The following is an 18213-nucleotide window of genomic DNA, read 5'->3' as shown; positions in this document are numbered from 1 at the left end:
GTCATGGCATTTAACACAGGTTTGAGCGGCCTTCGGGCGGCTTCGGTCGATCTGGATGTCACCGGCAACAACATCGCCAACGCCAGTACCGTGGGTTTCAAGGGTAGCCGGGTGCAGTTCGGCGATTTGTATGCCAGTGGTTTTCTCAGTGGCGGCACCAATCCGATCGGGGATGGCGTGCGGGTCCAGGACGTTAAGCAGTCCTTCGGGCAGGGTAACATCAGCTTTACAGACAACGGCCTGGACATGGCCATCAGCGGTGACGGCTTCTTTATACTCAACAACAATGGCGAGATTCGCTACTCCCGGGCCGGGCAGTTTGGCATCGACAAGGATGGTTTCGTAACCAACAACCAGAATATGCGGGTCCAGGGTTTTACGGCGGATGCCGATGGCAATTTGTCTGGCATACGGGGTGATCTTCGGATTGAAACCGACAACCTGGCGCCGCGCAGAACCACCAACCTTCGCTCTGACCTGAACCTGGACTCCCGCCAAACTGTGCTGGAGAGCCGGGTGGTGGATTTTCAGACAGTATCCGTGGGTAATATTGCGGCTGACGATGTATTTCGGGTGGTCTACTCCGATGGTACAAACTCCCCGGATATCACCATTCCTGCCGGGTCAACTGCCCGAGACGCTGCGGGCATTATTAACCAGCAGCGGGGTTTGTCTGCTTCGGCGACAACTGCGGTAACCCTGGGTCAGGAATTTTCGATTGCTGATCTGCAGAACGCCCTGGCCGAGCCGGACACGGAGTTCAGGATTGAGCTTGACGGCCAGAATGTGCCAATCTCGCTCTCCGGTGTGAATTCCCTTCAGGACCTGGTGAACTCTATCAATGCATCGAGCGCGACGAGTCTGTCGGCGCAGTTGATTGATGGCGGCAATGATATTCGGGTTATTGATAACCGGGGCTCCAACGTGGGAATCAGTTTCGCCAGTGCCAACGCCGGTGTGAGCCAGCCTCTGAACGTGTTCCAGGGGGATATCAATATTCAGTCGGACCGCACCGTTCAGGACATTGTTGCTGCTGGTGTCAGCAGTGAAGTTGCTGATGCCTTCGCGGGCGGCGACCTGAGGATCACCAATTCCTTCAACCCTCTGGACCAGAGAACCTACAACCACGCCACTTCAACCACTATTTTCGACAGCCTTGGTAACTCCCATGAACTGACGCAGTTCTTTGTAAAAAATCCGTCGCCAGGGAACGGAATTGGGGTCAGTGAATGGTCCGTCTATCTGCAGATTGATGGCGAACTGGTAGCGGGCACGGCAACCTCGCCATACACGGCCCGCTTTAACGAGGATGGCACGCTTCAATCCATTAACGGCGACCCGAATGGAGAAATTGTCGTGGCAGACTGGGTCCCTAAAGACCCAAACGGTGAACCGAACGGAGCTGATGGCCCTCCGCTGCCAGGCGAGGAAGTGGTAACGCCGATCCCGGAACCGCCAACCACTTCCGCGTTTGTGGTCGATCTCGGTAACACCACTCAATACGGGGCAGCTTTCGGTGTTAATGACCAGCGCCAAAACGGTTTTAGCACCGGCCGGCTCTCGGGCCTGGATGTATCCGACCAGGGTGTTATCTTCGCCCGGTATACCAACGGACAATCCAAGTCCCTGGGGCAGGTGGCGTTGGCGTCATTCAACAACACCAATGGGTTGTCGCCGGTGGGTGAGACCACCTGGGTAGAAACCTTTGAGTCTGGCCAGCCGATCATCGGCGCGCCAGACACTGGCACCCTGGGTTCCATCAAGGCAAGCTCGGTGGAAGAGTCCAACGTGGACCTCTCGGCAGAGCTGGTTAACCTGATCATTGCCCAGCGCAACTACCAGGCTAACGCCAAAACCATTGAAACCTCCGATGCGGTCACCCAGACCATCATCAACCTCCGATAACGCCTTCCCATAAACATGGCATGACTCCTGCAGGATGACTGGAAACAGTCAAAATTCCGGCAGGAGTTTGCCCATGGACAAAGCCCTTTACATTGGAATGTCTGGCGCCAAGCAGAACATGCTGGCCCAGCGTGCCCATGCCAATAACCTGGCAAACGTGAACACCACCGGCTTCAAAAAGGATTTTGCCCAGGCCCGCAGCATGCCTGTGTTTGGTGAACATCATCCCACCCGCGCCTACGCCATGACCGAGCGCCCCGGTACAGATTTGTCTGCCGGTGCCCTGATGGATACCGGTCGCAAACTGGATGTCGCTGTTGAGGGTCAAGGCTGGCTGGCAGTGCAGAACGATCTGGGTGAAGAAGTGTTTACCCGCAGCGGCAGCCTTCAGGTTGATGTGAACGGCCTGGTTCGCCTCGCCAGTGGTGAATTGGTGTTGGGTAATGGGGGGCCTGTGGCCCTGCCGCCCTTTGACAACCTGCAGGTGGGGGCAGACGGCACCATCTCTATTGTGCCCGTGGGTGGTCCGCCGGATCAGCTGGTTGAAGTGGATCGCCTGAAACTGGTGAACCCGCCTGCCAATGCCCTTGAGAAAGGGTTGGATGGATTTATCCGCCGCAAGCCGGACCAGGCACTGGATGGCCCGGAGCCACCAGATGCTGCCATGCGCGTTGCGACGGGGTTCCTGGAAAGCTCCAACGTGAATGCCGTGGAAGAAATGATTGCCAACCTGCAGTTATCCCGTCAGTACGAGATGCAGGTGAAGGTCATGTCCACGGCCAACGAAAATTCCGAAGCTGCGGCACGACTGTTGCAGAACCTTTGATAACACTGAGAACGCAACATCCACTGGCCACAAGCGGCAAAGAATCGCCGCTGCAGCCGGCGGGTAAGGAGTAGAGCAATGCATCCAGCACTTTGGGTCAGCAAAACCGGGTTGAGCGCGCAGGACACCAACATGTCCACCATTTCAAACAACCTGGCGAACGTGAACACTACCGGCTTCAAACGTGACCGGGCGGTCTTCCAGGATCTCCTGTATCAGATCAACCGGCAGCCAGGCGGTTTGAGCACCGAGAACACCGAGTTTCCGTCTGGCCTGCAGCTGGGTACCGGGGTGAGGGTGGTCGGTACTGCCAAGCAGTTCAGCCAGGGCAATCTGCAGATCACCGATCAGCCCCTGGATCTGGCTGTCAACGGCCGGGGCTTCTTCCAGATTGAGCTGCCGGATGGCCAGATTGCCTATACCCGCGATGGCCAGTTCCAGCTGAATGCCGACGGCGACGTGGTAACACCGGATGGTTACCCGCTGGAGCCAAACATCAATGTGCCGGAAGACGCCACTAACATCACCATCGGCAAAGACGGGACAGTCACCGTAGTGACTGATGACCAGGCGGCACCCATCAACCTTGGCCAGATTACACTGGTGGACTTCATCAACCCTCAGGGCTTGCAGGCCATCGGCAACAATCTGTTCAAGGAAACCAACGCCAGTGGCGACCCGGCAGAGGGTGAGCCAGGGCTGGCTGGTTTGGGCAACATTGAGCAAGGCACGATTGAGTCATCCAACGTCGAAGTTGTGGAAGAGTTGGTCAATATGATCACCACCCAGCGGGCGTATGAGATGAACTCGAAGGTGGTTTCCACCACCGATCAGATGCTCCAGTTCATTACCAATAACATCGGGTAAGTTATGAACATCATTCATCACACCTTCAAGAAAGAACGGTTTGCCACCCTGGTACTGGTGGGTGTGCTGATTGTTCTTCAGGGCTGCACAGCCATGAGCCGCCCCCGAGCCATGCCGGACGATCCCGCGTTTGCACCGGTGCGCGCACAGGCCATGATGCAGCGTGATCCGGATTCCGGCGCCATCTTCCAGCCGACCCGTAACTACAGTCTTTATGGCGATACCAAGGCACTGAACATCGGTGACGTGCTGACCGTTAATCTGCGCGAATCCACCCGTGCCAGTAAAAGCGCCGAAACCAGCATTACCAAAGACCAGGAGCTGAGTCTCCCTGAACCGAGTATTTTCGGTAGAAACAATATCGGACTGAACGCCCGGGCCAATTTCGAACGGGATTTCAGCGGCTCCGCCGAAGCGGACCAGAGCAACAGTTTGGCTGGCAGCATTACGGTAACCGTAACAGAAGTGCTGCCCAATGGCGTATTGCGTATCCGGGGTGAGAAATGGCTGTCATTAACCAATGGCGATGAATATATCCGCCTGACAGGACTGGTTCGGCCGCAGGATATCGCTCCGGACAACACCGTGGCCTCCAACCGGGTAGCGGACGCTCGCTTTGCCTATGGCGGCACCGGTGACTTTGACCAGGCGAACCAGATGGGCTGGCTGGCACGGTTCTTCAACAGTGAGTGGTGGCCGCTATGATGCGCAGAATGATTGCTGTGTTCGCCTTGCTGGCGGTGTGTGCATCGCCGGTGATGGCTGACCGCCTGAAAGATCTGGCCAAGGTCAAAGGCGTTCGTAACAACCAGTTGATCGGTTACGGCCTGGTGGTGGGCCTGGACGGTACCGGTGATAAAGCGCCGTTCACCAACCAGACCTTCCGGAACATGATGAACCAGTTCGGTATCACTCTGCCGGATGGTGTTAACCCTAACTTGCAAAACGTTGCTGCGGTTACCGTGAGCGCGACCTTACCGCCGTTTGCCAAATCCGGCCAGGAGCTGGACATTACCGTGTCATCCATTGGCAACGCAGACAGCTTGCGGGGTGGCACGCTTCTGATGACGCCACTTAAAGGCGCTGACGGCCAGGTCTATGCCATGGCACAGGGAAGCCTTGTGGTGGGCGGCTTCGGTGCTCAGGGGCAGGACGGTTCCCGCATTACGGTGAACGTGCCCAGTGTTGGCCGTATTCCGAACGGCGCTACCATCGAGCGGGAAGTGGAATCGCCGTTTACTCGTGGCGACACCATCACGTTCAACCTGATGCGGGCCGACTTCACCACCGCCCGCCGGGTAGTGGAGGCCATCAACGACGCGCTCGGGCCAGACATGGCCTATGCCCACGATGCCACAGCGATTTCCGTGCGGGCACCGCGGGACCCGTCGCAGCGGGTCAGCTTCCTGTCGATTCTCGAGAACATTGAAGTGGAACCGGCTCAAGAGGCCGCAAGGGTAGTCATTAACAGCCGCACCGGCACCATTGTGGTTGGCCAGAATGTGCGAGTCAGCCCGGCGGCGGTCACCCACGGCAATCTGACGGTGACCATTCAGGAAAACCCCGAAGTGGTGCAGCCCAATCCATTTGCCCAGGGTGAGACTGCACTGCAACAGAATACCCAGATAGCCGTCACTGAAGACCCGGCCAGGATGTTCCAGTTTGGCCCTGCCACCACCCTTAACGAGATTGTTCAGGCTGTGAACCAGGTAGGTGCGGCACCGGGGGATGTCATGGCAGTGCTTGAAGCCCTGAAAACGGCCGGCGCTCTGCGTGCCGAGCTGATTGTGATCTAGGTGTAGCCATGCAGGACTATCGCGTACAACAGGCCGAGATTTACACCGACTTCAGTGGACTGAACGCCCTGAAAGCGCAGGCGAGATCGGATAAGCAGGCTGCTCTTGAGCAGGTGGCACGCCAATTCGAAAGCCTGTTTCTGGCCGAAATGCTGAAATCCATGCGTAAGGCTGGCGAGGCGTTTGCAGAGGGTAACTACCTCAACAGCAACGAATCCGAGTTCTACCGGGACATGTTCGACAGCCAGGTCAGCTTGAGTATGTCCGGCGGCAGCGGAACAGGTCTTGCTGAGGCGCTGGTCAGGCAGTTGAGCCGCGATGTACCCGGCATGGCCAGTAATGGCGAGCGGCTGGCGGGACACAAGGCCACACTGGCGGACTATGACCGCAGTGTGCCTGCGATATCCCGCAACTTGCCTGAGCAGTTGAAGGCCATCGATGAAATGACTCAGGCGGCGGAGCGAAAGCAGCCAGAGCAAACCGCGCTGGCGGCAGAATTGCCGCTGACCTTTGAATCACCGGAGCACTTTGTCGCTGAACTCATGCCATTTGCCGAGCGCATTGGTAAAGAGAGCGGCATTGACCCCAGGTTGATGGTGGCCCAGGCCGCCCTGGAGACCGGTTGGGGACGCCACATGATAAAAGGGGATGGCGATCAGCCCAGTTTCAACCTGTTCGGCATCAAGGCCGATACCCGTTGGGGCGGTGACGCCGTGACCATCACCACCACTGAATTCCGTGGCGGTGTGCCCATGAAAGAGCGCGCCGACTTCCGGGCCTACCCGGATTACGAGGCGAGTTTCAGGGATTACGTGGATTTCCTTCACAGCAACCCCCGTTACCGGGATGTGCTGTCCTCAGCCGACCAACCTGAAGTCTTTGCAGACAAACTTCAGGAAGCCGGTTATGCAACTGATCCGGAGTATGGTTCCAAAATTCGCCGGATTATGAACAGGGATTCTCTGATGACGCTGTCCATGAACAGCGGCGCGCCGAGGGAGTAAAGCATCATGGCAGGTTTGATCGGAATCGGTTTGACCGGGGTGCTCAGTCATCAGACAGCGCTGAACACCACCGCTAACAATATCACCAATGCGAACACTCCGGGTTACAGCCGGCAAGAGGTGCAATTCGACACCCAGGAAGGGCGGCGCACGGGTGCGGGCACCATCGGCAGCGGCGTGTCCATTTCCAACATTCGCCGGCTGGCGGACGAATATCTGACCCAGCAGGTGAGGGAAGACAGCACGCTGTTCGGAGAACAGAATGCCCTGAACGCTGAGCTGACCCGGCTGGATAACCTGCTGGGTGGCGAAAGTACCGGGCTCAACAACGCCCTGAACAATTTCTTTGCGGCGCTTCAGAACGCGGCGGAAGACCCGGCATCGCTGCCTCAGCGCCAGCTCGTGCTGAGCGAGGCTCAACAGGTGGTAAACCGTTTCCAAGCGCTGAATCAAGAGTTTATTCAGCAGCGTGAGTCGGTCAAAACCCAAATGCAGCAAGGGGTCAAAGACGCGAATACGCTGATCAGAAGCATCGCGGATCTGAACTTGGCCATTTCTGAATCCCCCGGCATTGCTCAGGGTAAGATGCCATTGGAGTTGATGGATCAGCGTGATGAGAAGCTGCGGCAACTCTCTGAATTGGTAGGCATTCGAGTCAGCCAGACAGAGGGTAGTCAGGTTAACGTCTCTCTCGCCAACGGACTGTCGTTGGTGACCGGTGCAAACGCCGCCCAATTCTCGACCCGGACCAGTGCAGAAGATCCCACCAGGCTGGAGTTTACCCTGACCATCAGCGGCCGGACTTTGCAGGTGGACGAGCAGATTAACGGTGGCACACTCGGCGGGTTGCGTCGGTTTGACCAGGAGGCCCTGAAGCCCGCGTTTGATGAACTCGGGCGGCTCGCTGTTGCTATTTCCGCGTCCATCAACCACCAGCATGAAATCGGGATGGACCTTGAAGGTGATCTGGGCAGTAACTTCTTTACGGACGTTAACGACATCGGGCTTCAGCGCAGTCGGGTGGTGCCCAATGCCAATAACGCAGAACCCAAGAATGGCCAGTTGGCCGTAGAGATTACCGATAGCAGCCTGTTACCGGCAGGAACCTGGACACTGCAGTTCAGCGGCGACGGCCGGAACTTTGAGCTGATTGATGCTGCCACCGGCAAAACTGTCAACCAGGGCCGTTTGCCGGACCCGGTGCAGTCCGAGATTTCCATGCCCGGTTTCAACATCCGGGTGGAAGGCGGGCAGTTCAATGCCGGTGATAAATATCTGATCCAGCCCAGCCGCAACGCGGCCGAGAATATCAAGCTGAACATTCTGCGGGAAGAAGACCTGGCCTTTGCCAGCCCGATCCGTGCCAGCGCAGATGATGCCAACCTGGGTACCGCCAGGATCAATCAGGGCACCATGCTGAATGTTCGTAATCCGAACACCAATGCCTTGTTGCCGGGGTTTGAAACTCGGGGCGAGCTGGCGAATGGGCCATTGGAGATAAGGTTCAGCAATGATGGCACCGACGTTACCTACACCATATTCGATGGTAACGGGGACCCGTTAAACCCCGCGAATCTGGCCTATGATCCTCAGCGGATCAACACGATTTTCAGTAACGACCCAACCGCAGGCGACCTCTACCAGGGCTACCAGTTTGAAATGACCGGCGAGCCGGCGGACGGCGATGTATTCACCATCGGCTATAACAGCAACGGCATCTCCGACAACCGTAATGCAGAGTTACTGGCCGCTTTCGGAACGGCCAATACCCTGAATGGCGGTCGCCAGAGTTTCACCGAAGGCTACGCTGGGTTGGTTGAGGATATTGGTGTAAAAACTCGGCAGAGCCAGTTGGATAAAGAAGCCGGTAAAACCTTGCTGGAGCAGTCCAGCAATCAGCGCGAATCAGTCTCAGGCGTTAACCTGGATGAGGAAGCGGGCAAGCTGATTCAGTATCAGGCGGCGTATAACGCATCCGCGCAGGTCATGTCGGTCGCGCAAGACTTGTTTAACACATTGCTGCAGAGCTTCCGGTAAGGTGAGGTAGGTAACATGATCCGTATTTCATCTCAGCAGATCTTCTCTGGCGGCATTAATCGGCTGCAGGATCTTAATAGTAACCTGGTCAAAACCCAGGAACAGATTTCTACTGGCAAGAAGGTCAACAGACCCTCTGATGATCCGGTGGCCGCCGCGCGCATTCTGAAGCTCAACCAGGAAGTCAAACGTATAGAAACCTATGAGCGCAACGCCAACCTCGCCGATAACCGCATCAAGCAGGAAGAGAGCACCCTGGCCAGTGCGGTGGATATCATCCAGCGGGTGCGGGAACTGACGGTTCAGGCGGGTAACGGCTCGTTGTCTGCCAATGATCGTCGATCCATTTCCGCCGAGCTGAAAGAACGACTGGGCCAGTTGGCGAACATTGCCAACACGCGGGATGCCTCCGGTGAATATATCTTCAGCGGCTTCCAGGGCAGTACTCCGGCGTTTGCCAAGGACGACTTCGGTGCCTGGACCTATCAGGGTGATGAAGGGCAGCGGGTGTTGGAAATTGATGACGGCGTAACGGTGCCCATCAGTGACCATGGCAAAGGTATTTTTGTGAATGTGCCTGCAGCGGTATCTGTTACGGGTTCGGATGATGGCACCGGTACCGGGGTTCCGGCCCAGGGTTATGTCTCTGAATTGGAGCTTATTGCACCGAAAGATCTGAAGGATGCGTTCAGCCCGGCGGTTCCGGATGACCTGACGGTCAGGGTGATTGATGACGGCGCCGGCAACCTGAATATTGAGGTGGAAGACCCCCGCACAGGTACGCTGCTGACCACACAGCCTTCGCCAGCGGTGCCCGGGGAGGATTTTGTGGTGGCAGGTATTCGGCTGACGGTTAACGATGCGGCCCAAGGTGATGAATTCACCCTGGGCATCAGCGACAAACAATCCATCTTTGGCACCATCGAGAAGCTGATCGCCGGCCTGGACAGCATCGACAAGGCGACACCGAAATCCAGCGCCGAATACGATGCGCTCATCGCGGAATCGTTGATCAACCTGGACAACGGCCAGGAATCCATCATTCTCAAGCAGACAGAGCTGGGTGGCCGGTTGAATGCGATCGAGTCCACCTCGTCATTTCTCGAGGATTCGGGGCTTTATACCAAGGAAATACGCTCGCAGTTGCAAGACGTGGACTATGCCGAGGCCATCAGTAACCTGAGCTTCCAGAGCTTTGTGTTACAGGCGGCGCAACAGTCGTTTGCACAGATTTCCAGGCTCTCTTTATTTGATCGTCTGTAATTGGCTGAGGCGGTAGGACATTTTTGCCTTCCGCCCGGTTGCTTTCAGATTCAGGCTCAGTATAATCCTTCCACTCTCCGATGGCGGCGTGGTGAAATTGGTAGACACGACGGATTCAAAATCCGTTGGGGTAAAACCCGTGGCGGTTCGAGTCCGCCCGCCGCTACCACTTATTGGCCGCAACCTGCGGCATCGTGAATAGCCGGCCCATGAACGTCTCCGATTTTCATTTTGACCTGCCGGACGAGCTCATCGCCCGTTACCCGCTCAAGCAACGCAGTGCGTCCCGACTGCTTGCGCTCGAGGGCCTTACCGGCCAGACCCGACACCTGAATTTTACCGACCTCCCCGGCCTGCTACAGCCTGGCGATCTTCTGGTCTTCAACAACACCCGCGTGATTCCGGCCCGCTTGTTCGGCCAGAAGGAAACTGGTGGTCGTGTTGAAATCCTGGTGGAGCGCCTGCTGGGTGAGTTTGAATTGCTGGCCCACGCCCGTGCCTCAAAGGCCGTGAAAGAGGGTCAGAAGGTGATCCTGGAAGATGGCTCTGCTCTGCGCATGGTGGGCCGGGACGACGCACTTTTCCGGTTTGTCTACGAAGGCCGTGAGCCGGTCCTTGATGTGCTGGAACGTATCGGGCACATGCCGTTGCCGCCGTACATGGAGCGGGATGATGACCAGTCTGACCGGGAGCGATATCAAACCGTCTATGCCAAAGAAGCAGGCGCTGTGGCGGCGCCAACGGCTGGGCTCCATTTCGACGACGAAATACTCGAGGTCCTCGAAAACAACGGCATCGAGTTTGCCTACGTAACCCTTCATGTGGGCGCGGGAACCTTCCAGCCGGTGCGGGTCGACAAGATTGAAGATCATCTTATGCACAGCGAAGTGGCCCATGTCCCCCAGGAAGTGGTGGATGCGGTGGAGCGCACTAGGGCGCGAGGCGGAAGGGTTGTGGCGGTTGGCACTACATCTGTTCGTTCGCTCGAATCCGCCAGTCGGGCGGGGCGTCTGCAGGCTTTCCGGGGTGAAACCGACATCTTCATCTACCCTGGCTACCGTTTTCAGACGGTTGACGCCATGATCACCAATTTCCATTTGCCGGAATCCACGTTGATCATGCTCGTCAGTGCCTTTGCCGGCTACCGTAATATCATGTCTGCCTATCAGGAAGCTGTTGAACAGCGATATCGTTTTTTCAGTTACGGTGACGCCATGTTCCTGACCGCCCAGGAGCCAAGCCGGGGCATGCTGGCCGGGGCAAACCAGACCGAATTTCGTGGAGAATCCCTGTGAGCAATTCCTGTTTTATGTCATTCGAGAAGCTGGGTGAAGACGGCAGGGCCCGCCGGGGCCGGCTGACCTTCCCCCGTGGAACGGTTGAGACGCCTGCGTTTATGCCGGTTGGTACTTACGGCACGGTTAAAGGGATGTTGCCAAGAGATATCGAGGCAATCGGCGCGGAGATTATCCTGGGTAACACCTTCCACTTGATGCTGCGTCCGGGCACGGAAGTGGTCAAGGCCCACGGTGACCTGCACGATTTCACCCAGTGGCAAGGGCCAATATTGACGGATTCCGGCGGCTTTCAGGTGTTCAGCCTGGGTGAGATGCGCAAGATCACCGAGCAGGGCGTGACTTTCCGCTCGCCGGTAGACGGTTCAAAGGTGGAGTTGTCGCCGGAAATTGCCATCCAGGTGCAGCGTGATCTCGGTTCCGACATTGTCATGATATTTGATGAATGCACACCGTATCCTGCTACCGAGAAGCAGGCAAAGGAATCCATGGAGCTGTCCCTTCGTTGGGCGGAACGAAGCAAGAAGGCCCATGAGGGCAATCCGGCGGCGTTGTTTGGCATTGTCCAGGGGGGCATGTATGAGTCTTTGCGTGACCAATCCCTGCAGGGGCTGACCGATATCGGGTTTGATGGCTATGCCATCGGTGGTCTGTCGGTGGGGGAGCCCAAAGAAGACATGATTCGCATTCTGGATCATTTGCCTCAGAAGATGCCGGCCGACAAACCCAGGTACCTGATGGGCGTTGGTCGCCCGGAAGACCTTGTAGAGGCGGTGCGCCGGGGCGTGGACATGTTTGACTGCGTAATGCCCACCCGTAATGCTCGTAATGGCTACCTGTTCACCTCCACTGGTATCGTCAAGATTCGTAATGCAAAGAATCGTCACGACACCGGCCCGTTGGATGAACGTTGTGACTGCTACACCTGTCAGAATTTCTCAAAGAGCTATCTGCATCATTTGGATAAGTGTGGTGAAATGCTGGGTTCCCAGCTCAATACCATCCACAATCTACGTTTTTATCAGAACCTGATGAGTGGATTGCGCGGGGCTATTGAAGCAGGTACATTGTCCGACTTTATAAGCGAATTCTATGCCTTACGTGGCGAAACTGTGCCGCCGTTGGGCGAATCCTGATCAATTTCTAACTCAATATCAGTCAATAAACGGAGAACCTGAATGAAATCAATCAAACTGCTCATCGTTGGTCTGCTGTCTCTGATGCCTGCATTTGCCATGGCGCAGGATGCCGGTGCCCAGGGCATGAGCGTGATGGGTCAGATCATCTTCTTCGCCGGTTTTATCCTGATTTTCTACTTCCTGATCTGGCGCCCGCAGTCCAAGCGTGCCAAGGAGCATAAAGCGCTGATGTCCGGCCTGAACAAAGGTGACGAGGTGGTGACCTCAGGCGGTGTTGCCGGCCGTATCACCAAGGTAGCGGACGACTTCATCGTGCTGGAAGTGGCCGACAACGTAGAGATCAAGATTCAGAAAGTGGCGGTGGCGGCAGCACTGCCCAAGGGCACCCTGAAAGACATCTGAGCCAGTTGTGCGCAGGGCGGCCTTTGGTCGCCCGTTTTGTGTTGACTTGCTGAAACACCAAGGCCGGCGCCATAGCTGGCTCGAAGGATTCTCATGCTGAACAAGTATCCTCTCTGGAAGAACCTGGTCATTGTGTTCGCACTGGTCATCGGGTTCATTTACGCGTTACCGAATTTTTTTCCTGACGATTTCGCCATACAGGTTACCGGCGCTCGTGGCAGCACCGAAGTAGACCAGCGCGTTCTGGACCGCGCCCTGGGCGCCCTCGAGAGCCGCGGAATCGAAGTCAAGGAGAGTTCTCTTGAGGACCGCAACGCACTGATTCGCCTGAACAGCTCCGATGCTCAGTTGCGGGCTCGGCCGGCAGTTCAGGCCGCCCTGGGTAATGATTATCTGGTGGCACTGAACATGGCTCCCTCAACGCCTGGATGGTTGCGCAGCCTCGGTGCGGGCCCAATGAAGCTCGGCCTTGATCTGCGTGGCGGTGTTCACTTCCTGCTGGAAGTAGACATGGATACGGCGGTGAGCCAGCGTCTGGAAGCGTTCTCCGGGCAGATCAAGAGAGAACTTCGGGATGAGCGTATTCGCTACCGGGGTGGGGATGTGGAAGGCAGTCGGGAGATTGTCCTCAGTTTCCGGGATTCCGATTCCCGCAGCGCTGCTTTTGATCTGGTACGCCGGCAGTACAACGAGTTTTTGCTCAACGAAAGCACCCGCGACGGTGAGTTCCTGTTGGCGTTGACCCTCTCTGAAGCTGAAGTGAGGAATATCCAGGAATACGCCCTGGAGCAGAACCTGACTACCATCCGGAATCGGGTTAACGAACTGGGTGTGGCTGAGCCGCTGGTGCAGCGCCAGGGTGCAGACCGAATTATTGTTGAATTACCGGGTGTTCAGGACACCGCCCAGGCCAAGCGTGTTCTGGGTGCGACGGCTAACCTGGAATTCCGGATGGAGGCCCGCCAGGATGCGCCTGCTGCAGAAACAGAGCAGTTCGGATTCCGTGATACACCGCAGCGGACAGCTCGCCTCGAACGGGACGTAATCGCCACCGGTAACAATGTCGCCAATGCCCAGCAGGCCTTTGATGAGAATGGCCAGCCACAGGTAAACATCACGATGGATTCCGTTGGCGGCGATTTGATGAATCGCGCCACCCGCAATAATGTGGGCCGTCGCATGGCGGTATTGTTCATCGAATTCCGTACCGAGACCGAAGCTCGCGAAGTGGACGGTGAGATTCAGGAAGTCGAAAAGCGTATTGTCGAGAAAGGGCTGATCAGTCTGGCAACGGTTCAGTCAGCGCTGGGTAGCAGTTTCCGCATCACCGGCCTGGATTCAATACCAGAAGCCGCAGAACTCGCGCTCTTGTTGCGGGCCGGTGCCTTGGCGGCTCCCATGTACTTTGTGCAGGAGCGGACCATCGGGCCAAGCCTTGGGCAGAAGAACATTGACGCAGGTGTAACCTCTGTGGCTTTCGGTTTTGCCCTGGTGTTGATCTACATGCTGGTTTTCTATCGTGGTTTCGGGGTGGTGGCAAACGTTACTCTTACTCTGAACCTGATGTTGCTGTTGGCCTGTATGTCCATCCTTTCTGCCACACTCACCCTGCCGGGTATTGCCGGTATCGTGCTGACTGTAGGTATGGCGGTTGACGCCAACGTGTTGATCTTCGAACGGATAAAGGAAGAGCTAAAATCCGGGGCACCTCCTCAAAGTGCGATTAATGCGGGGTATGGTCGAGCCTTTGTTTCTATCTTCGACGCCAACATTACCACGCTGTTGGTGGCAGTGATTCTGTTTGCCATGGGTTCGGGCCCGGTCAAAGGGTTCGCCGTCACGCTGAGCATCGGTATCCTGACCTCCATGTTCTGCGCCCTGGTGGTTAGTCGCGCCATTGTGAACGTTGTATACGGCGGCCGTAGGGTCGAGAAATTATCGATCGGGGGGAAGCTGGCTAATGGCTGATGCACAGAAACAACCGTTTGATTTCATGGGGTTGCGGAAGATAGCTTCCGTCCTTTCTATCACGCTTGTGGTCGTCTCTCTGGCTCTGCTGGGTGTTCGTGGTCTGAACTTCGGTATGGATTTCACTGGTGGCACCTCCGTTGAGCTTGAGTATGCGGAGGCGCCGAGCCTTGACGATATCCGGGCGCAACTGACCGAGGCTGGCTACGAACAGTTCGTTGTTCAGAACTTCGGCGCTGATACCACCATCCTGATCCGCATGGCGGAAGCAGAGAACGATCAGTTAGCCCGTGAAGTGGCCGAAATGCTGGCCGCTACCGGTGCCGAGATCGAGCTGGTGGGTTCAGAGTTCGTGGGTTCTCAGGTTGGTGATGAGCTGAAAGAAGACAGTGGGCTTGGGCTATTGATTGCTCTGGCGGTGGTGCTGATCTACGTGGGTATGCGCTTCCAGTTCAAGTTTGGTATCGCTTCGGTGATTCCGCTGGCTCACGACGTCATTATTGTCCTGGGCGTGTTTGCGTTGTTCCAGTGGACCTTTGACCTGACCGTGCTGGCGGCGTTGTTGGCGGTTATCGGTTACTCGCTGAACGACACCATTGTTGTTGCGGACCGTATCCGGGAGAACTTCCGGAAAATGCGAGTGGGTGAACCGTGGGATATCATCAACGAGTCTATTCACCAGACCATCACACGTACTATCAATACGTCCGGTACCACCTTGGTGGTCCTGCTAGCCCTGTATTTCTTCGGCGGTGAGGCTATCAATAATTTCGCGCTGGCTCTGATCATCGGTGTGATTGTGGGTACCTACTCTTCTATCTATGTGTCTGCCAACATGCTGATGGTCATGGGTGTTACTCGTGAAGATCTGATGGTGCCGACGAAAGAGGGCGCGGGCGAAGAAGCTGAAGAAGAGCAGCCACCCGAGTGGCTCAACCGCATGTGATTCTGTGAGGGAGGCCTTGCCTCCCGTTCATTCAGGCACAAAAAACCGCCAGTCCCGAGAGGGAGTGGCGGTTTTTTGTTGCCCGGGAGATCAGCGGGGCAGGCGCCCGCGGAACGGGTGCAGAACTTTAAGGATTTCCCGGAACAGCTTGGGGTTGGCAACAACCAATTGGCGCGCGTTGCCGGCAGACGGATTGCCGGAGAAGTCTCCCGTCAGGGCGCCGGACTCCATGGCCAGGGTAACGCCAAGATCCAGGTCGCTGGCTTCCGGGCGGAAAACAACGGCGGCGTCCAAAAGGCCGGCAGAAACACGTGCGATGTCAAGAGCGATACAGCCAGAGGTGCGGAACATGGCGCTTTCGCGAGCGAGTACCGCGGCCATTTCGCCCCAGATCATCGGGTCGTCGCCTTTGCGAGCCTGGTCCAGGAGGTTGGTCGCCAAGGCCGCCTTGCCGGGCAGTTTGATTTCGGACGTGCGCACCCGGCGGCTGTTAAGGGCAGCACCGTGGCCGCGGCTGGCAGAATACTCTTCGCCGGTTATCGGGTTAACCAGCAAAAGGTTTTCGGTCCGGTTATTCTTCTTCTGGCTCAGTGCCAGAGCAAACTCCGGAATACCACGAACAAAGTTCTCGCGGCCGAGTACCGGGAAAATGTGCCAGCTGCGTTCGCTGCCAGCGGCATCAGCTTCGCCCATCGGTGCGATGGTGTGATCCCGATACGCTTTCTCCAGTTGCTCGGTGAAGTTGTCATAGATGGATTTCTCAACCCGTTCGAGCTGGCGGTAGCGCTCGGCTTCGTCCTTGCCGTTGGGTTCCTGTCGCTCGAAATGTGCTTTCAGGTAATCTGATCCCTGGCGGGCAACGCGCAGGGCCATTTTAATTGCTGGTTGCATCTGAGTGTTCATTATCCGGGTGTGTGAAGGCCGGGTATGATAGCAAAAACAACCCGCGCTTGTACGTTTTTTGGCTCAGCAAATGCACGGATACCACGGCGTTTCGGCAACTCCGGAGAGCAGGGTGGTGCGGGTTTCTGCTATGATTCCTCCCCATTACTTATCGTCTGTTCAGTCATAGGTCCGAAGATTATGCACAAGCCCGCATTGCCACAGGAAGGTTCTGACACCTTCAACGACCAAGTCCGGATCGTTCTGGTTGAAACTTCGCATTCCGGCAACATTGGCGCGGTTGCAAGGGCAATGAAAAACATGGGGCTTGGAAACTTGTGGCTGGTTAACCCTGCATCGTTCCCGGATGAAGCATCTTATGCGCGCTCTGCTGGGGCGTCAGATGTTCTGGACAGGGCTCAGGTTGTTGGCACGCTGGACGAAGCGTTGGCGGATTGTGTTCTGGTAATGGGAACGAGTGCCCGGGGCCGGAAGGTCCCCTGGCCGGTGATAGCTCCGCCCCAGGCAGCAGCGACGGCCGGTGAGTACAGCCAGCAAGGTCGGGTTGCACTGGTATTTGGTCGAGAGAACCACGGATTGTCCAACGACGAGCTTCAGCGTTGCCACTATCACATTCATATTCCGTCGAATCCAGACTACAGTTCCCTGAATCTGGCTATGGCGGTGCAGGTTGTGTGCTATGAGTTGCGCATGCATTACCTGCAGAGCCTTGAAGAAAATGGGACGAGTCCCAATCTTGAGGCCATGGTTGGTCCCGGTGACCGTGGTTGGGATGTGCCGCCGGCAGAGGTTCAGGAGGTGGAAGGGTTCTTCAGTCACCTGGAGCAGGTGTTGGTGGATGTGGAGTTCCATCGCCGTACCAACCCCAGACAGCTAATGACCCGTTTGCGGCGATTGTTCCAGCGCGCAAGGCTTGATCAGATGGAAATCAATATCCTTCGGGGTATTCTGACATCCGTACAAAAGGCTGCCGGAACTCTGCCGGGTAATGATAAGCAGAAAACCGCTGTGGATGAGGGGCAGGAAAAAGGCCATGTTTGAGCGTTTGAGGGAAGATGTCAAAAGCGTATTTCACCGGGATCCGGCGGCAAGGAACACCTTTGAAGTGCTGACCAATTACCCGGGCCTGCATGCATTGCTGTTTCACCGTTTTTCCCATTGGCTCTGGAATCTTGGTTTGAAGTGGTTGGCGCGCACAGTTTCCACACTGGCACGCTGGTTTACCGGCATTGAGATTCATCCGGGTGCAACCATCGGCCGGCGGTTTTTTATCGATCATGGCATGGGGGTGGTTATCGGGGAAACCACGGTTATTGGCGATGACGTCACCCTTTACCAGGGCGTTACCCTGGGTGGAACCAGTTGGAATAAAGGCAAACGCCACCCGACCATCGGAGATGGTGTGGTTGTCGGGGCTGGGGCGAAGATTCTTGGACCGTTTGAGGTGGGTCCCGGTGCAAAGATTGGTTCCAACTCCGTAGTGACCAAGGCAGTGCCAGCGGGTGCAACCGTTGTAGGTATCCCTGGCCGCGTGATTGTGAAGCGCCACTCCGACGATGACGTGAGACGCAAGGAGATGGAAGAGCGTATGGGGTTCGACGCCTATGGTGTGACCGAAGAGATGCCGGATCCGGTTGCCCGGGCTATGCGTTCGCTCCTTGATCATATGCACGCGGTGGACGACCGCATTGAAACCATGTGCAAAGCGCTCCGCAAGGTGAACAGTGAATACCAGAATGGCGAGCTGCCGCCCTTGCATGAGGAAGATTTCGACTGCGTGCGCGATGAGGCAGATAACGAGGGCAGGGGTTGAATACTTGACTGTTTTGGTAGGTCAATTCATACTCAGCGCTGCGAATCGA

At 56.6% G+C, this 18213-nt stretch carries 16 protein-coding genes and 1 tRNA gene; 16 read left to right on the top strand and 1 reads right to left on the bottom strand.

Annotated elements, in window-relative coordinates:
* The first annotated feature begins 3 nt into the window (after nt 1-3).
* The 14 genes from ABIE59_RS12130 to secF all read left to right on the top strand — a co-directional run bounded on the left by ABIE59_RS12130 (nt 4) and on the right by secF (nt 15448).
* Nucleotides 4-1905: a flagellar hook protein FlgE gene (locus ABIE59_RS12130; protein ID WP_354447204.1), complete on the top strand. Its 1902-nt coding sequence runs from the start codon at nt 4-6 to the stop codon at nt 1903-1905.
* Nucleotides 1906-1978: 73 nt separating this feature from the next.
* Nucleotides 1979-2731 (top strand): flagellar basal body rod protein FlgF, encoded by a 753-nt coding sequence (locus ABIE59_RS12125; protein ID WP_354447202.1) that lies wholly within the window; start codon nt 1979-1981, stop codon nt 2729-2731.
* A 78-nt stretch (nt 2732-2809) separates the two neighbouring features.
* Entirely contained in the window at nt 2810-3598 is a 789-nt protein-coding gene (flgG, locus tag ABIE59_RS12120) for a flagellar basal-body rod protein FlgG (RefSeq protein WP_354447200.1), read from the top strand.
* 3 nt (nt 3599-3601) lie between these two features.
* Nucleotides 3602-4303: a flagellar basal body L-ring protein FlgH gene (flgH, locus tag ABIE59_RS12115; RefSeq protein ID WP_354447198.1), complete on the top strand. Its 702-nt coding sequence runs from the start codon at nt 3602-3604 to the stop codon at nt 4301-4303.
* Nucleotides 4300-5394, top strand: a complete 1095-nt coding sequence (locus ABIE59_RS12110) for a flagellar basal body P-ring protein FlgI (RefSeq protein ID WP_354447196.1) — start codon at nt 4300-4302, stop codon at nt 5392-5394. Before flgH ends, ABIE59_RS12110 begins: the two co-directional genes overlap by 4 nt.
* An 8-nt stretch (nt 5395-5402) precedes the next feature.
* Nucleotides 5403-6398: a flagellar assembly peptidoglycan hydrolase FlgJ gene (gene flgJ, locus ABIE59_RS12105; protein ID WP_354447194.1), complete on the top strand. Its 996-nt coding sequence runs from the start codon at nt 5403-5405 to the stop codon at nt 6396-6398.
* A gap of 6 nt (nt 6399-6404) precedes the next feature.
* Nucleotides 6405-8435 carry a flagellar hook-associated protein FlgK gene (flgK, locus tag ABIE59_RS12100; RefSeq protein WP_354447192.1) on the top strand — a complete coding sequence of 677 codons (2031 nt, stop codon included), beginning with the start codon at nt 6405-6407 and terminating at the stop codon, nt 8433-8435.
* Nucleotides 8436-8450: 15 nt separating this feature from the next.
* Entirely contained in the window at nt 8451-9698 is a 1248-nt protein-coding gene (flgL, locus tag ABIE59_RS12095; RefSeq protein WP_354447190.1) for a flagellar hook-associated protein FlgL, read from the top strand.
* An 82-nt stretch (nt 9699-9780) separates the two neighbouring features.
* Nucleotides 9781-9867 (top strand) — tRNA-Leu (locus ABIE59_RS12090).
* Nucleotides 9868-9907: 40 nt separating this feature from the next.
* Nucleotides 9908-10993: a tRNA preQ1(34) S-adenosylmethionine ribosyltransferase-isomerase QueA gene (gene queA / locus ABIE59_RS12085; RefSeq protein ID WP_354447188.1), complete on the top strand. Its 1086-nt coding sequence runs from the start codon at nt 9908-9910 to the stop codon at nt 10991-10993.
* A gap of 14 nt (nt 10994-11007) precedes the next feature.
* Nucleotides 11008-12129 carry a tRNA guanosine(34) transglycosylase Tgt gene (tgt, locus tag ABIE59_RS12080; protein WP_354447272.1) on the top strand — a complete coding sequence of 374 codons (1122 nt, stop codon included), beginning with the start codon at nt 11008-11010 and terminating at the stop codon, nt 12127-12129.
* A 42-nt stretch (nt 12130-12171) separates the two neighbouring features.
* Complete coding sequence (yajC, locus tag ABIE59_RS12075; protein ID WP_502915357.1) at nt 12172-12534, top strand: preprotein translocase subunit YajC; 363 nt, start codon at nt 12172-12174, stop codon at nt 12532-12534.
* A gap of 93 nt (nt 12535-12627) precedes the next feature.
* Nucleotides 12628-14502 carry a protein translocase subunit SecD gene (secD, locus tag ABIE59_RS12070; protein ID WP_354447186.1) on the top strand — a complete coding sequence of 625 codons (1875 nt, stop codon included), beginning with the start codon at nt 12628-12630 and terminating at the stop codon, nt 14500-14502.
* Nucleotides 14495-15448: a protein translocase subunit SecF gene (secF, locus tag ABIE59_RS12065; protein ID WP_354447184.1), complete on the top strand. Its 954-nt coding sequence runs from the start codon at nt 14495-14497 to the stop codon at nt 15446-15448. Before secD ends, secF begins: the two co-directional genes overlap by 8 nt.
* A gap of 90 nt (nt 15449-15538) precedes the next feature.
* On the opposite strand, the gene ABIE59_RS12060 is transcribed toward secF, so the two are convergent.
* Nucleotides 15539-16339, bottom strand: coding sequence for an inositol monophosphatase family protein (locus tag ABIE59_RS12060; RefSeq protein ID WP_354447182.1), 801 nt, complete (start codon nt 16337-16339; stop codon nt 15539-15541).
* Between the two features lie 192 nt (nt 16340-16531).
* On the opposite strand from ABIE59_RS12060, the gene trmJ reads away from it, so the two are divergent.
* Both trmJ and cysE read left to right on the top strand, forming a co-directional pair.
* Entirely contained in the window at nt 16532-17392 is an 861-nt protein-coding gene (gene trmJ / locus ABIE59_RS12055; protein ID WP_354447180.1) for a tRNA (cytosine(32)/uridine(32)-2'-O)-methyltransferase TrmJ, read from the top strand.
* A complete protein-coding gene (gene cysE, locus ABIE59_RS12050; protein ID WP_354447178.1) occupies nt 17385-18164 on the top strand; it encodes a serine O-acetyltransferase in 780 nt (259 codons plus the stop codon). Before trmJ ends, cysE begins: the two co-directional genes overlap by 8 nt.
* Nucleotides 18165-18213: the final 49 nt, after the last annotated feature.

This window comes from Marinobacter sp. MBR-99 (assembly GCF_040547575.1).
Lineage (GTDB): Bacteria > Pseudomonadota > Gammaproteobacteria > Pseudomonadales > Oleiphilaceae > Marinobacter.
Note: the sequence above shows the minus strand (reverse complement) of the source record. Positions and strands in the feature narration are given on the sequence as shown.

Excerpts from the sequence above, each read along its gene's own strand:
- ABIE59_RS12130 (WP_354447204.1), top strand. The coding sequence starts at position 4 with ATGGCATTTAACACAGGTTTGAGCGGCCTTCGGGCGGCTTCGGTCGAT.
- ABIE59_RS12125 (WP_354447202.1), top strand. The coding sequence starts at position 1,979 with ATGGACAAAGCCCTTTACATTGGAATGTCTGGCGCCAAGCAGAACATG.
- flgG (WP_354447200.1), top strand. The coding sequence starts at position 2,810 with ATGCATCCAGCACTTTGGGTCAGCAAAACCGGGTTGAGCGCGCAGGAC.
- flgH (WP_354447198.1), top strand. The coding sequence starts at position 3,602 with ATGAACATCATTCATCACACCTTCAAGAAAGAACGGTTTGCCACCCTG.
- ABIE59_RS12110 (WP_354447196.1), top strand. The coding sequence starts at position 4,300 with ATGATGCGCAGAATGATTGCTGTGTTCGCCTTGCTGGCGGTGTGTGCA.
- flgJ (WP_354447194.1), top strand. The coding sequence starts at position 5,403 with ATGCAGGACTATCGCGTACAACAGGCCGAGATTTACACCGACTTCAGT.
- flgK (WP_354447192.1), top strand. The coding sequence starts at position 6,405 with ATGGCAGGTTTGATCGGAATCGGTTTGACCGGGGTGCTCAGTCATCAG.
- flgL (WP_354447190.1), top strand. The coding sequence starts at position 8,451 with ATGATCCGTATTTCATCTCAGCAGATCTTCTCTGGCGGCATTAATCGG.
- queA (WP_354447188.1), top strand. The coding sequence starts at position 9,908 with ATGAACGTCTCCGATTTTCATTTTGACCTGCCGGACGAGCTCATCGCC.
- tgt (WP_354447272.1), top strand. The coding sequence starts at position 11,008 with ATGTCATTCGAGAAGCTGGGTGAAGACGGCAGGGCCCGCCGGGGCCGG.
- yajC (WP_502915357.1), top strand. The coding sequence starts at position 12,172 with ATGAAATCAATCAAACTGCTCATCGTTGGTCTGCTGTCTCTGATGCCT.
- secD (WP_354447186.1), top strand. The coding sequence starts at position 12,628 with ATGCTGAACAAGTATCCTCTCTGGAAGAACCTGGTCATTGTGTTCGCA.
- secF (WP_354447184.1), top strand. The coding sequence starts at position 14,495 with ATGGCTGATGCACAGAAACAACCGTTTGATTTCATGGGGTTGCGGAAG.
- ABIE59_RS12060 (WP_354447182.1), bottom strand. The coding sequence starts at position 16,339 with ATGCAACCAGCAATTAAAATGGCCCTGCGCGTTGCCCGCCAGGGATCA.
- trmJ (WP_354447180.1), top strand. The coding sequence starts at position 16,532 with ATGCACAAGCCCGCATTGCCACAGGAAGGTTCTGACACCTTCAACGAC.
- cysE (WP_354447178.1), top strand. The coding sequence starts at position 17,385 with ATGTTTGAGCGTTTGAGGGAAGATGTCAAAAGCGTATTTCACCGGGAT.